This window comes from Streptomyces sp. NBC_00273, from assembly GCF_036178145.1.
In the GTDB taxonomy this organism is placed as follows: domain Bacteria; phylum Actinomycetota; class Actinomycetes; order Streptomycetales; family Streptomycetaceae; genus Streptomyces.
In genome coordinates this window covers 9,165,896-9,177,978 of record NZ_CP108067.1, presented here as the reverse complement: position 1 = coordinate 9,177,978, position 12,083 = coordinate 9,165,896, and the positions used below count along the sequence as shown (strand labels likewise).

The window sequence follows — 12,083 nt, the reverse complement described above, 5'->3', positions numbered from 1 at the left end:
GCACGGTAGGTCCGGTTCATCGATCCCGGTGAACCGGACCGGCCGCGCGCGGGCGCTTCGGCCTTTCCGCCCGGCCGCACCCGGCGCTCCGTACGTGCTCCGTACTCCTGCGGCCCGCTCAGCGCATGCGCGGAAGGCGGAGGCTGAGCAGTACGGTCAGCGCGATCAGGCCGAGTTGGACGAGCAGGGTGGTGGACACCGCCGCGCGCAGGCCGGCCGTCGGGACCAGGGCCAGGAAGAGGCTTCCGAGCGTGGCGACGCCGAGCGCCAGGGCGGACTGCTGGGCGGTGATCATGACGCCGCCGCCCACCCCGGCCCGTTCGGCGGGGACATCCGACAGCATCAGGCGCATCAGCACGGGCAGTTGGAGGCCCTGGCCCAGTCCGGCCAGGGCGACGCCCGGAGCGAGTTCGGCCACGCCGAGGTCCGGCCAGCCGTGGCGGAGCGTGGCCAGCAGGAGGGCGATCCCGACCGCCTGGACGACGCCTCCGGCGGTGACGATCCGGCTACCGAAGCGGGAGACCAGGCGCGGCCCGGCCAGCGCGGCCCCGAAGAAGGCCACGGCCATCGGCACCAGAGCCAGGCCGGCCGTCACCGGGTCCATGTCCAGGCCCTGTTGGAAGGTCACGGCGAGGACGAACATGAAGCCGCTGAAGCCGACGGAGAACGGCAGCAGGAGCACCAAGCCGCGCCGCAGCGACTCCAGCCTCAGCAGGCTCGGCGGCACCAGCGGCGTGCGGCCCCGCCGGTCGGCCCGGCGCTCGGTGACGTAGAACGCCGCGGCGGCGACGGGGAACACGCCGAGCGAGATCCAGGTCCACAGCGGCCAGCCGGCGGCCCGCCCCTCGGTCAGCGGCAGCAGCAGCGAGACCAGCGACAGTGCGAGCAGCAGGGTGCCGGGCACGTCCACGGCCGCGGGCCGGCCGGCCCGGGTGTCCGGGACGGTGCGCACCGCGAGGACCAGTCCGAGGACCACCACGGGTACGTTGACCAGGAACACCGCTCGCCAGCCGGTTCCGCCGAGGTCCGCGGCGACCAGGACGCCGCCGAGGATCTGCCCGGCGACCATGGACAGGCCCCCGGTGGCCCCGTACAGGCTCATGGCCCGGGCCCGGCGCGGGCCCTCGGTCGTGGCCTGGATGGTGGCGAGCACCTGCGGCAGCATGAGGGCGGAGGCCGCGCCCTGGGCGACGCGGGCGGCGACGAGGGTCCAGGCGTTCGGGGCGAGGCCGCAGGCGAGCGAGGTGATCCCGAAGGCGGCCATGCCGATGAGGAAGAGCCGGCGGCGGCCGAGGCTGTCGCCGACGCGCCCGCCGAGGACCAGCAGGACGGCGTACGCGACGCCGTAGCCGCCGACGACGAGTTCCAGGAGGGCGGGGCCGGCGGCGAGGTCGTGCTCGATGGACGGCAGTGCGACGTTGACGATGAAGAAGTCGATCAGGGGCAGGGCCGCGCCGAGGAGCACGGTGAACAGGCCGAGGCCGCCCAGGTGGGGCGCGGCGGGCGCGGGAGCGCTGTGCACGGGGTTGGTGTGCACGGGGCCGGTACGTACGGGGTCGCTGCGTACGGGGTTGCTGCGTACGGGGATCTGAGTCACCCTCCGACGATCTCCCGACCGTCAGACGGGTACCAGAGTGTCCTTATCCGGGTACCAGGAGTACCTGGCAACGGGATGGGCGGTGCGGCAGGCTGGGAGCATGACCACTATGGCTCCTGGAAGCGATGTCCGCCGGAACGAACTGGCCGAGTTCCTGCGCACCCGCCGCGAGCGGATCGCTCCCGAGCAGGTGGGACTGGTGCGCGGGCCGCGCCGGCGGACCCCGGGGCTGCGCCGCGAGGAGGTCGCGCACCTGTCGTCGGTGGGCGTGACCTGGTACACGTGGCTGGAGCAGGCGCGCGACATCCAGGTGTCGGCACAGGTGCTGGACGCGGTCGCGCGGGCGCTGCTGCTCGACGTGAGCGAACGGGAGCACTTGTTCGCGCTGGCCGGGAGCCTGGACCCGGCGCCGCCGGCGGCCTGTCCCAGCGTGACGCCGGCCGTGCGGGCCATGCTCGACCAGCTGGGCCACATCCCGGCGTGCGTCCAGAACAGCAGGTACGACATCGTCGCGTACAACGCCACGTACGGGCGGCTGCTCGGCGACTTGAACGGCAAGCGGCCGGAAGACCGCAACTGCATGTGGCTCGCCTTCACCGACCCGGAGTGGCGGGAGTCGGTGGTCGACCTGCCGAGTACGCACCGACTCATGGCGGCGAGGTTCCGGGCGGCGATGGCCGAGCACCTGGGGGAGCCCGCGTGGAAGACGCTGCTGGCCCGGCTGGAGGGGGCGTCGGCGGAGTTCCGGGAGGTGTGGGCCCGCCACGAGGTGGTGGGCGGGCAGCTCGCGAAGTCGAAGTACATCCGCAACGCTCACGTGGGCCTGCTGCACCTGGAGCACACCAACCTGTGGCTCGGGCCGCGGACCGGGCCGAGGCTCGTGACGTACGTACCGCTGGACCAGCGGACGCGGGAGCGCCTGGAGGAGCTGGAACGGCTGACGCGACCGGTCGGTGCGGGGCTCCACGGCTGACGCATCGTCTCCTTCGTCCGTGCTCCCCCGGCCGGGGGAGCACGATCGTCCTCCCGACCGACGTGGCCGGCCCGGATCGTGCGGCACCGTCGTGTACGCCATGACGATGCGGGCGAGCGAGCGAGGGTTACATGACACAGCGGACCGAGACGGCAACCCCGCCGAAGTGGGCCACCGGAGCGGGCTGTGCAGCCTGTCTGGCACCGCTGATCGGCTTCGTTCCGTTACATGCGTTGTGGGCCTTCGGAGTTCCCGTGTGGGCGTACGAGGAGGAGTTCGACGCCTGGTACGCGGATGGCGGCGGCCCCTACCTGGGGCTGCTCTGCGTCCTGGCCCTGCTGGGCTCCGCGCTGGCGGTGGCCCTGGTCCATCCGTGCGGACACCGCGTCCCCCGCTGGCTGCCCGTGCTGGCCGGCCGGCCGGTGCCGCGGAAGCTGGTGCTCTGGCCGGCCGTCGCCGGCTCCGCGCTGCTGGCGGTCTACGGCCTGTGGGGCACCGGACTCGCGCTGTACTTCCTCTTCGCAGACCGGGATGACCTCGTCTTCGACGCGTGGGCCGGCGCCGGAACCATGGCGGTCATCCTCGCCTGGGTGGCCGGGCTGGTACCGGCCACCTGGTCGTACCACGTGCGGACCGCGCCGGAGCGGCACCGCACGGGGCGGCCTTCGGCCTAGGATCCCTGCCCGCAGCCTCATCTGCGCCGGGGCGCGACCCGTCCGGGATCCGCTGCCGGGTCCGGTTCGAGGCGGGCCAGCACATGGGCTTCGAGGAAGCCCCGTTCGGAGGCCGGGTCGTGGAGCAGCCGGGCGAAGGTGGTGAGCCCGGCCCCGGCCAGCAACTCGGCGAAGCGGTCCGCCGGCCAGCTGTAGGCGGGCGCCACCTTGTGGTCGAAGCGGACCGGTTCCGGTCCGTCGGTGGCGAAGAACGAGACGAGGAGCAGGCCCCCTCGCGCCAGGACGCGTGCCTGCTCGGCCAGGAGTGCGGGCAGCTCCCCGGGCGGGGTGTGGATCATCGAGTAGTGGGCCAGCACGCCGCCGAGCGCGCGGTCCTCGACGGGCAGGGCTTCCATCCGCGCCTCGGCGAACCGCAGTTCCGGATGGGCCCGGCGGGCATGGTCGACCATGCCCGGGGAGAGGTCGATGCCGAAGGCGTCCAGCTCCAGGTCGTGCAGCAGGGCCGTCAGGTGCCCGGGCCCGCACCCGACGTCGGCGGTCCGCCGGTTCCCCGTCGCGCGCACCAGCTCGGCGAAGGTGGCGACCATGGCCCGCGCGAACGGCTGCGTCTCCAGCCGGTCCGCGAACATCGACGCATAGAGCTCGACGACCCCGTCGTAGGCCGCCCTGGTCACGTCCTGGTGTTCCATCACGGGGGAAAGCTAACACCTGCGCCGTTCGCGACTCCTAGGCAAACGGGCCTTCGGCCGTGAAGCGGCGCAGGTGGCGGGCGAACGTCTCGGCCTCGCCCGGGGGCCAGTCGGACAGGCTCGCCGCGATGTGGTCCGCCAGGCGCGCACGCAGCTCTGCGACGACGAGCCGCCCCTCTTCGGTCAGGACGAGGAGGTGTGCGCGCCGGTCCGTGGGGTCCGGTTCGCGGCGGACGAGGCCCGCGGCCTCCAGCCGGGAGGCGCGGCGGGTCACGCCGGAGCGGTCGATCCCCACGTCGTGGGCGAGGTCCGCCGCGCTGCGGGAGCCGGTCCGGGCCAGGGTGCTGAGCACGGGGTAGGTCACGTCGTCCACGGCCTCGCCCATGCCTTCCGTGAGCCGCTGGTGCAGGTGCGTACGGGTCGTGCGCTTGAGCAGGATGCCCAGCGCGTCTGCGATCTCATGTCCGATCTCGTTGTCCACGACGAAAAGAATAGCGTGCGCCGCGCACGCATCACTGCTACGGTGAGCGAAGAGCGTGCGCGACGCACGCATCGCCGATCCGCTCCACCTCGAAAGGCAGTCCCATGACCCGCACCGGAATCACCGCCGCCCTCACCGACCTGCTCCTCAACCGCGACCTCACCGTTCAGGAGGCCGCCGACCGCCACTTCGCCCCGGAATACCGTCAGCGCACGGACGGCGAGTGGGCGGACCGGGCCGGCTTCATCGAGCACATCGCCCACCTGCGCACCGTCGTCGACCACGGCCGCGTCGAGGTCCACGAGGAGCTGTACGACGGCCGCAAGTACGCCGACCGGCACACCGTCCACGTCACGAAGACGGACGGTTCGACGGTGCGCACCGAGGTCTACCTGTTCGGCGAGTTCGCGCCCGACGGCCGCTTCAGCCGCATCGAGGAGACCACCTTGATGCTCGAAGGATCCGAGTCCGACCGCGATCTCGGCAGCGCCCGCTAGACCCTGTCGGGCGGCCTCGGGTCAGGGGCGGAAGCGCAAGGGGTGGTCGGAGGGGACCTCCACCACGGCGATCCGGACGCCGTCGGGGTCGACGATCCACATCTCGATCAGACCCCAGGGTTCACGCTCGGGAGGCCGCACCACCTCGGCGCCCCGGCCCTGCAGTTCCTCGTACGCCGCCTGCACGTCCGCGACCTGGAGCCACAACCGCAGGCCAGGCGCGGGCGGTGCCTCGGCACGGCCGGACAGTTCGAGGAAGCCGCCGCCGAGGAAGTAGACGGTGCCGCGGTCGGGGCCGGTGCCGAACTCGCGGTGGACGGCGAGCCCGAGGGTGTCGCCGTAGAAGGCGCGCGAGCGTTCGGGGTCCGTGGGACGCAACAGAACCCTGCTGCCCAGTACGTGCACCATGGCCCCTGCCTTCCCTCACCCACGGCCTTGCCGCGGCCGCTTCAGCGACTTCCAGCGCCTGCGCCGCGAGCGGGTGTGCTGGTCGAGTTCCTCCAGCAGGCGCTGGGAGCGCTTGTCCACGCCCAGCTCGTCCAGGACCCGGTCGATCTCGGCGAGCAGCGCCCCGCTCAGCTGCCAGTGTGCCGGGTCCTCGCGGGCGGAGGCCAGCAGCAGGACCGCGAGTCGATCCCGGTGGGCCCGGGCGACGGCCAGTTCGCCGGTCAGCCGGGCCTCCGCCTCTTCCGCGTTGGCGCTGACCTGTGCGGTGATCAGCTGGGCGAAGCTTTCCACCGCGATGGCCGTGTGGCGGAGCACCTGCCGCAGCGCGGTCGCGGTCGCGGGGTCGAACAGCGGACCGTCGGGGCGGGCCCGGGCCAGGTCGGTCAGCGTCCGGCAGGCCACGCGGAGCACGACCGCGCAGATCTCCAGGGTGTCCAGGCCGGTCCGCAGCACCAGCCTGAAGAGCAGCCCCTCCTTGACCCGCGGATTGAGCCGGAGGCTGTCCTCGGCCTGCCGGAGGGCGGCGTCGACCTGGGCGATGTCGTTGTCGAGGCGGCGCGCCTCGTGCAGCCGGGCCGCGGCCTGCTCGAACCTGGTCGGTCCGGAGGGTTCCTCGCCGAGGTGGTCGAGCAGCCGGCTCATGCGCCGGGCGAGGTCGGTGATCGCGGCGCCGGCCGGGCCGACCCAAAGGGGTGGTGCCACGAGCAGGTTGACCAGCAGTCCGACCACCGCACCGATGATCGTTTCCAAGACCCGGTCCCAAGCGGTGTCCGTGACCTGGGTGACGCCGAGGACGAGCATGGCGCTGATCGCGACCTCGGGCACGAACTCGTCCACGCGCACCAGGTGGCCCACCACCAGCGAGGCGAGGATCAGCAGCCCGAGGCTCCACCAGGTCAGACCCACCAGGGCGCTGAAGCCGATCGCGATCAGCACGCCGACGACCACGGAGTTCACCCGGCGGATGCTGGTGGTGAGGGTGGAGTACAGGGTGACCTGGACGACGAGCAGGGCGGTCAGTGGCGCGGTCAGCGGAAGGGGCTCGCTGCTCAGGCGGAGCGCGACGACGTAGCTGATCACGGCGGCGGCGGTGGAACGCAGGGCCTGGACGGCGACCGGATCACGGCGGCGACGTGCGACACGGGTGGCGAGGCTGCTGATCGTTTCCGGCATGCGGGGCGCCTTCCCGCTGCTGGGCCGGATGACGCATGGCGTGGCCGCTCGGTCCCGATCGGCCGAGGATGGGCCGTACGAGGAGGGCGACCCGGCCGTTCGCGGGCAGGAGGTGGGCATCCGGGGCAGCCCCGGTCACCGAGATCCACGAGTACGAGGGAGAGAAAGCCATGGCGGGTACGGAGGACAAGCGCAAGAAGTCGGGAGAGGGGCGTGCGGAGCAGGCACAGGAGCACCCCGGTCCGGACCCGGTACACCCCGAGGCCAGCAAGCGGGTCGAGGGCAAGAGCCCGGAGGAACTGAGGCGGCGGCAGGAGCGCAAGACGACCCGTACGAGCGACGACGACGCGGAGTAACGGCGCCGGGCCGGCCGTCCGGCCGTCCAGACGACTGAGCGGCTGGACGGCCGCGGGGCAGGGAACGACGGCGAGGTCCTACGGGCCCTCGTCGTAGGTCCCTGCCTCGATCTCCAGGGCGAGCTCCTGGAGCACCCCGATCGAGGAGATGTCCGTCCGCCCGCTGTCGTGCACCATCGCGAGGCTGGTGAACGCCAGGCTGAAGCCCGAGACCATGGTGTGCAGGGCCGGCCCGAGCGCCTCCGCCACCAGGGCGGCCACCTCCTGCGGAGACGCGTCCGCCGGCACCCTGATCGACGGCAGCATCTCGTTCAGGAGCAGGGTGGCCACACCGGCCGTCGGCGGCGACCCGGCGCCGTCTTCCCCGATCCCCCCGCTCTCCCCGGCCTCGCCGCTCCCGTCGCCCTCCCCGGCCTCGGCGGCCCGGCGGATGTCCTGGGCGTCGGTGAGGATGGCGATCACTCGCTTGAGTACCTCGGCGCGTTCCATCTGCGGAGCGTATCCCCGAGCCCGGGGCCGGGGCCGGAGTTCGCCCCCACCAGGCCTTGCCCCGACCCTGCCCCGGCCGCGCCTCACGGGGCATCAGCCCGGATCGGGGGCGGGCGTGTAACCGCGGCCGCACCGGGCAGGCGCGCGGTGACGAAACGGATCGATCGAGGGAGCTGTTCCGCTCATGTCTGAGAACGTCTGGGCCTACCGCGTCACCGTTGACCGCATCACGGACGTGGACCTGTACGGCTACAAGGTGGAAGCGGCCGACGGCAGCATCGGCAAGGTCGACAAGCATTCCGACGAGGCGGGATCGGCCTATCTGGTCGTGGACACCGGCCCGTGGATCTTCGGCAAGGAGGTCCTCCTCCCCGCGAGCACCATCACCGGCATCGACGTGGAGGAGAAGCGGATCCGCGTCGGGCTGACCAGGGAACAGGTCAAGGACGCCCCGGAGTTCATCCGGGACGAGCACCTGGAGAGCACTGACTACCGGCAGCTGCTGGGCGGTTACTACGGCATCATCCCGCCGCGCTGGCTGTGATCCACGGCCGGAGGGCGTGCCGCGCCGCCCGGACCGGGTCGCGGCACATACTGGACACATGGCAAGGGCGACGACGGTCCAGCGGATCAGGCGGCACGCCGGCGAGGCGGTCTTCCTGCGCGTGGCCGGGCCGGACGGGCCCCGGAACAGAGCGCGGATCCACACGACGCCCGGACCCCGGTGGTTCGCACCGGAACGGCCGGTGCGGCGGGTCCACGGGGACGCGTCGATGTTCGTCGGCGGGCTGGCCGCCCTGTTGCTCCAGTCCCTGCACCCCCTCGCGATGGCCGCCGTGGCGGCGCACTCGGGTTACCGGGGGGACCCGTGGGGGCGGCTGCACCGCACCAGTACCTTCCTGGCCGTCACCACGTTCGGGACGAGCTCCGACGCCGAGGCGGCGGTGGCCCGCGTACGGGAGGTGCACGCGCGCATCCGGGGGCGGACGGCCGACGGCATCCCGTACCGGGCCGACGATCCGGAGCTGCTGACCTGGGTGCACGTCGCCGAGGCGGACTGCTTCCTGCGGGCCCACCAGCGGTACGGCAGAAGCCCGTTGGATCCCGCGGGCTGCGACGCGTACCTCGCCGACACGGCCCGCGTGGCCCGCGCGCTGGGCGCGGACCGGCCGCCGGAGAGCCGGCACGAGCTGGCTCTGCGGATGGCGCGGTACCGGCCCGCCCTGCGGCCGACTGCGGCCTCCCGGGACACCGCGCGGTTCCTGCTGACCGATCCCCCGCTGCCGGGGGCCGCCCGGTTGCCGTACGCGCTGCTGACGGCGGCGGCCGTGGACCTGCTGCCGCCCTGGGCGAAGGCGGCCGTGGCCGCCGAGGTGCCCGCGGCCGCCCGGATGCCGCCCCTCGCCGCTCGCGCCGGCGGCCGGGCCGTGACCCGCGCGATCCGCTGGGCGCTGCCGCCGGCTCCCCCGCCGCCCCCGCCGGGCTGAGGGCGGGCCTCTCAGTACTCCTCGTCCGGGTAACCCCAACGGATCTCCGGCTCGGCTCCTGCCGCCACCGCGGCGACCGCCGCCGCGAAGACCCCTTCGAAGTGCGGTTGCCACAGGTAGAAGCGGGAGATGCCGAGCGGGAAGTCCGAGTCCCCGGAGACGAAGTGCGCGCCGGCATCGTCCACCGCTACGCCGATGCTGACCTGGTTCGCTATGTCCTCCTCGTACATCAGCTCCTGCAGGGCGCGGACGATCGCCCAGGCCTGCGGCTCGTCGGCGACCCGGGTGACGGTGAAGGCAAGATCGATGTTCACTGACATGCCGGAAGGATAGGCGGGGCCACCGACACCGGAACCGTCCGGACTACGGGCCGGCGGCGATCACGAGGGAGTGGCGGCCCGTACGAATCGTTCGCTGATTACCGAAATCATCAGGCATCCTGGACGCATGAACGAGACGCATCCCGAATCGACGTCCGCGGGCGCGGCGGCCCCCGCGGCCCTGCTGGCCGCCTTCGCCGCGGCTCTGGCCGACGAGACGCGGGCCGCGATCTGCATGACGCTGCTGGAGGGGCGCGCCTGGACCGCGGGCGAGCTGGCCCGGATCACCGCGGTGGCGCCCTCCACCATCAGCGGCCATCTGACCCGACTGCTCGACGCGGGCATCTGCGTGACCGAACGGCAGGGCCGCCACAGCTACGTGCGCATCGCCGACGGCGCGACCGCCCGCCTGCTCGACGAGCTCGCCTCGCACGCCATTCCCGACCGGGACGCGGCGCACGCCGTGCCCGTGGTCGCCGCGCCGGACCCGCTGGCCCGCGCCCGGACCTGCTACGACCACTTCGCAGGGCGGCTCGGCATGGCGGTGACCGACGCGATGGAGCGGCGGGGCCTGCTGCGCACGCAGGACGCCTTCGAGCTGACGGAGGCCGGCCGGGCCTGGTGCGCCGAAGCGGGCATCGGCCTGGCCGGGGAAGGTCGTAGACCGCTGGCGAGCTCCTGCCTGGACTGGACCGAACGGCGCCGCCACCTGGGGGGCCTCGCCGGGGCGCGGCTGTGCGCGCGGGCCTTCGAGGAGGAGTGGGTGGTGCGCCCGGCGGGCGGCGGGCGGGCCCTGGAGGTGACCGGCGCAGGGGAGCGGGCCTTCGGAGATCTGCTGGGGCTCGCACCGGAGGCGTGGAGCTGATCCGCATCACCCCACACGAACGGCCGTCAATTCGGTCGACACCGAAATGTTGCGGCCTTAGGGTGGGCGCATGACGTTCCGCTCGAGCTCGATCCCGCCCGGCGTCCTCACGGTCGGCGCCGTCACCTTCACGGTGTTCGCCTGGGCCTCCGCCTTCGTCTCCATCCGCAGCGCGGGTGCCGCGTACTCGCCCGGCGCCCTGGCCCTCGGCCGACTACTGGCCGCCTCGCTGGTGCTCGTGGTGCTGCTCCTGATCAGCCGCCAGGGCCTGCCGCCGCGCGAGGCCTGGCGCGGCATCCTGGTGTCCGGCGTGGTCTGGTTCTGCGGCTACACGATCGTCCTGAACTGGGGTGAACGGCTGGTCGACGCGGGCACGGCGTCGCTGCTCGTGAACACCGGGCCCATCCTCATGGCGCTCCTCGCGGCCCGCCTCCTCGGCGAGGCGCTGCCCCCGCGGCTCCTGGTGGGCATGGCCGTCTCCTTCGCCGGAGCGGTGGTCGTGGGCCTGTCCATGTCGTCCGGGAACGGCGGCTCCACCTCGGTGCTCGGGGTCGTGCTCTGCCTGCTCGCGGCGGTGGCCTACGCATCCGGTGTCATCGCCCAGAAGCCCGCGCTCTCCTACGGCACTCCGCTGCAGGTCACCACCTTCGCCTGCCTCACGGGAACGGTGGCCTGCCTGCCCTTCTCGGGCCGGCTGATCGCGGAACTGCCCGAGGCTCCGGCGTCCGCGACCCTGAACATGGTCTACCTGGGTGTGGTACCGACCGCCCTGGCCTTCACCACGTGGACCTACGCCCTGGCCCGCATGCCCGCCGGCAAGCTGGGGGCGACCACGTACGCCGTACCGGCCATCGTCGTGCTGCTGAGTTGGGTCCTCCTGGGCGAGGTACCGGCTTGGCTGACCCTCCTCGGCGGAGCGCTCTGCCTGGCGGGTGTGGCCGTCTCCCGGTACGCGCCGCGCGCCTCGCGGACTCCCGTCGGGGACAGCCCGCTCGGTGCGGGCCGGACCTGACCCGTCCCCGTCTCCTCCCCTCCCCTCCCTCGAAAGGAACCCCTTCATGCGGATCCTCACGGTCGGCGCCGGCGCCGTCGGCGGCTTCTTCGGCGCCCGGCTCGCCACGGCGGGCCAGGACGTCTCCTTCCTGGTCCGACCGGCCCGCGCGAAGGCCCTGGAGGCCCGCGGCCTGCGCGTGGCGGGACAGGGGGAGGAACTCCGCCTCACGCCGAAGCTGGTGACGGCCGGCACCGTGGACGGACCGTACGACCTGGTCCTGCTCTCGGTGAAGGCGACCGCCCTGCACACGGCCCTGGCGGACATCGAGCCCGCGGTCGGCTCCGACACCGCCGTCGTGCCCCTGCTGAACGGGGTCGCGCACCTCCACGCGCTCGTCGCACGCCTGGGGGCCGGAGCGGTCCTGGGAGGCGTCGCGAAGGTGGTCACCACCTTGACCGACGACGGCGACATCCTCCGCATGGCTCCGCCGGCGGTCATCCTGACCGGCGAGCTCGACGCGCGCCCGTCGGCCCGGGTAGACGCGATCCGCGGCGTACTGGCCGAGGCCGGCATCGACTCACCGGCGACCGGGGACATCGTCGCGGCCATGTGGCACAAGTGGGTCTTCATCTCCGCTCTCGTCGCCCTGACCTGCCTGATGCGCGGCACGGTCGGAGAGGTGAACGCCGTTCCGGGGGGCGCGGACCTGGCCGCGGCGCTGATCTGCGAAACCTCCGCGGTGGCGGAGGCCGCGGGCCACCCGCTGACCGAGGCGGAGCGCGCCTTCACCACGTCGACGCTCACGAGCACCGGCTCCCCGCTCACCCCGTCCCTGTACCGCGACCTCGTCGCCGGGGCGCCGACGGAGGCCGACCACGTCCTGACCGACCTCACCCTCCGCGCCCGCGCGCTGGGGGTGGCCACTCCCCTGCTGGACCTCGCCGCCCTCCAGCTGCGCGTCCACGAACACCGCCTCGCCGCGGGACGCCCCTGAGGCCCTCGTGGCCCTGTCCGTCCGCGGTCACCCGGATGCCCCGCCCA

16 protein-coding genes are annotated in these 12,083 nt (G+C 73.1%); 9 read left to right on the top strand and 7 right to left on the bottom strand.

What is annotated here, in order from left to right; genetic code table 11:
* Nucleotides 1-118: 118 nt before the first annotated feature.
* Complete coding sequence (locus OG386_RS41170) at nt 119-1,537, bottom strand: MFS transporter (protein WP_328793537.1); 1,419 nt, start codon at nt 1,535-1,537, stop codon at nt 119-121.
* A 160-nt stretch (nt 1,538-1,697) separates the two neighbouring features.
* Between OG386_RS41170 and OG386_RS41165 the strand changes: the two genes are divergently transcribed.
* Both OG386_RS41165 and OG386_RS41160 read left to right on the top strand, forming a co-directional pair.
* Complete coding sequence (locus OG386_RS41165) at nt 1,698-2,570, top strand: helix-turn-helix transcriptional regulator (RefSeq protein ID WP_328792429.1); 873 nt, start codon at nt 1,698-1,700, stop codon at nt 2,568-2,570.
* A gap of 254 nt (nt 2,571-2,824) precedes the next feature.
* Nucleotides 2,825-3,244: a hypothetical protein gene (locus OG386_RS41160; protein WP_328792428.1), complete on the top strand. Its 420-nt coding sequence runs from the start codon at nt 2,825-2,827 to the stop codon at nt 3,242-3,244.
* Between the two features lie 17 nt (nt 3,245-3,261).
* Here OG386_RS41160 and OG386_RS41155 read toward each other — a convergent pair whose 3' ends face one another.
* Nucleotides 3,262-3,936, bottom strand: coding sequence for a class I SAM-dependent methyltransferase (locus tag OG386_RS41155; RefSeq protein ID WP_328792427.1), 675 nt, complete (start codon nt 3,934-3,936; stop codon nt 3,262-3,264).
* Between the two features lie 34 nt (nt 3,937-3,970).
* Nucleotides 3,971-4,414, bottom strand: a complete 444-nt coding sequence (locus OG386_RS41150) for a MarR family winged helix-turn-helix transcriptional regulator (protein ID WP_328792426.1) — start codon at nt 4,412-4,414, stop codon at nt 3,971-3,973.
* Nucleotides 4,415-4,518: 104 nt separating this feature from the next.
* Between OG386_RS41150 and OG386_RS41145 the strand changes: the two genes are divergently transcribed.
* Nucleotides 4,519-4,911, top strand: coding sequence for a nuclear transport factor 2 family protein (locus tag OG386_RS41145; protein ID WP_328792425.1), 393 nt, complete (start codon nt 4,519-4,521; stop codon nt 4,909-4,911).
* A gap of 21 nt (nt 4,912-4,932) precedes the next feature.
* Here OG386_RS41145 and OG386_RS41140 read toward each other — a convergent pair whose 3' ends face one another.
* Both OG386_RS41140 and OG386_RS41135 read right to left on the bottom strand, forming a co-directional pair.
* Nucleotides 4,933-5,319, bottom strand: coding sequence for a VOC family protein (locus OG386_RS41140; protein ID WP_327387683.1), 387 nt, complete (start codon nt 5,317-5,319; stop codon nt 4,933-4,935).
* Between the two features lie 15 nt (nt 5,320-5,334).
* Nucleotides 5,335-6,531, bottom strand: coding sequence for an FUSC family protein (locus tag OG386_RS41135; RefSeq protein ID WP_328792424.1), 1,197 nt, complete (start codon nt 6,529-6,531; stop codon nt 5,335-5,337).
* A 170-nt stretch (nt 6,532-6,701) separates the two neighbouring features.
* Here OG386_RS41135 and OG386_RS41130 point away from each other — a divergent pair, with 170 nt between their 5' ends.
* Entirely contained in the window at nt 6,702-6,887 is a 186-nt protein-coding gene (locus tag OG386_RS41130) for a hypothetical protein (RefSeq protein ID WP_327387681.1), read from the top strand.
* A gap of 78 nt (nt 6,888-6,965) precedes the next feature.
* On the opposite strand, the gene OG386_RS41125 is transcribed toward OG386_RS41130, so the two are convergent.
* Entirely contained in the window at nt 6,966-7,376 is a 411-nt protein-coding gene (locus tag OG386_RS41125) for a hypothetical protein (RefSeq protein ID WP_328792423.1), read from the bottom strand.
* 184 nt (nt 7,377-7,560) lie between these two features.
* On the opposite strand from OG386_RS41125, the gene OG386_RS41120 reads away from it, so the two are divergent.
* Entirely contained in the window at nt 7,561-7,920 is a 360-nt protein-coding gene (locus tag OG386_RS41120) for a PRC-barrel domain containing protein (RefSeq protein WP_328792422.1), read from the top strand.
* A gap of 58 nt (nt 7,921-7,978) precedes the next feature.
* Complete coding sequence (locus OG386_RS41115) at nt 7,979-8,863, top strand: oxygenase MpaB family protein (protein ID WP_328792421.1); 885 nt, start codon at nt 7,979-7,981, stop codon at nt 8,861-8,863.
* 11 nt (nt 8,864-8,874) lie between these two features.
* Here the strand turns inward: OG386_RS41115 and OG386_RS41110 are convergent, their stop codons facing one another.
* Nucleotides 8,875-9,183: a hypothetical protein gene (locus OG386_RS41110; protein ID WP_328792420.1), complete on the bottom strand. Its 309-nt coding sequence runs from the start codon at nt 9,181-9,183 to the stop codon at nt 8,875-8,877.
* Nucleotides 9,184-9,310: 127 nt separating this feature from the next.
* Here OG386_RS41110 and OG386_RS41105 point away from each other — a divergent pair, with 127 nt between their 5' ends.
* From OG386_RS41105 to OG386_RS41095, 3 genes are all read left to right on the top strand, one after another.
* Nucleotides 9,311-10,048 (top strand): ArsR/SmtB family transcription factor, encoded by a 738-nt coding sequence (locus OG386_RS41105; RefSeq protein ID WP_328792419.1) that lies wholly within the window; start codon nt 9,311-9,313, stop codon nt 10,046-10,048.
* 70 nt (nt 10,049-10,118) lie between these two features.
* Entirely contained in the window at nt 10,119-11,060 is a 942-nt protein-coding gene (locus tag OG386_RS41100) for a DMT family transporter (protein ID WP_328792418.1), read from the top strand.
* A 46-nt stretch (nt 11,061-11,106) separates the two neighbouring features.
* Complete coding sequence (locus tag OG386_RS41095) at nt 11,107-12,036, top strand: 2-dehydropantoate 2-reductase (protein ID WP_328792417.1); 930 nt, start codon at nt 11,107-11,109, stop codon at nt 12,034-12,036.
* Nucleotides 12,037-12,083 lie beyond the last annotated feature (47 nt).

Coding starts and splice junctions, on each gene's coding strand:
- OG386_RS41135 (WP_328792424.1), bottom strand. CDS start 6,531: ATGCCGGAAACGATCAGCAGCCTCGCCACCCGTGTCGCACGTCGCCGC.
- OG386_RS41105 (WP_328792419.1), top strand. CDS start 9,311: ATGAACGAGACGCATCCCGAATCGACGTCCGCGGGCGCGGCGGCCCCC.
- OG386_RS41115 (WP_328792421.1), top strand. CDS start 7,979: ATGGCAAGGGCGACGACGGTCCAGCGGATCAGGCGGCACGCCGGCGAG.
- OG386_RS41165 (WP_328792429.1), top strand. CDS start 1,698: ATGACCACTATGGCTCCTGGAAGCGATGTCCGCCGGAACGAACTGGCC.
- OG386_RS41125 (WP_328792423.1), bottom strand. CDS start 7,376: ATGGAACGCGCCGAGGTACTCAAGCGAGTGATCGCCATCCTCACCGAC.
- OG386_RS41110 (WP_328792420.1), bottom strand. CDS start 9,183: ATGTCAGTGAACATCGATCTTGCCTTCACCGTCACCCGGGTCGCCGAC.
- OG386_RS41120 (WP_328792422.1), top strand. CDS start 7,561: ATGTCTGAGAACGTCTGGGCCTACCGCGTCACCGTTGACCGCATCACG.
- OG386_RS41130 (WP_327387681.1), top strand. CDS start 6,702: ATGGCGGGTACGGAGGACAAGCGCAAGAAGTCGGGAGAGGGGCGTGCG.
- OG386_RS41145 (WP_328792425.1), top strand. CDS start 4,519: ATGACCCGCACCGGAATCACCGCCGCCCTCACCGACCTGCTCCTCAAC.
- OG386_RS41140 (WP_327387683.1), bottom strand. CDS start 5,319: ATGGTGCACGTACTGGGCAGCAGGGTTCTGTTGCGTCCCACGGACCCC.
- OG386_RS41095 (WP_328792417.1), top strand. CDS start 11,107: ATGCGGATCCTCACGGTCGGCGCCGGCGCCGTCGGCGGCTTCTTCGGC.
- OG386_RS41100 (WP_328792418.1), top strand. CDS start 10,119: ATGACGTTCCGCTCGAGCTCGATCCCGCCCGGCGTCCTCACGGTCGGC.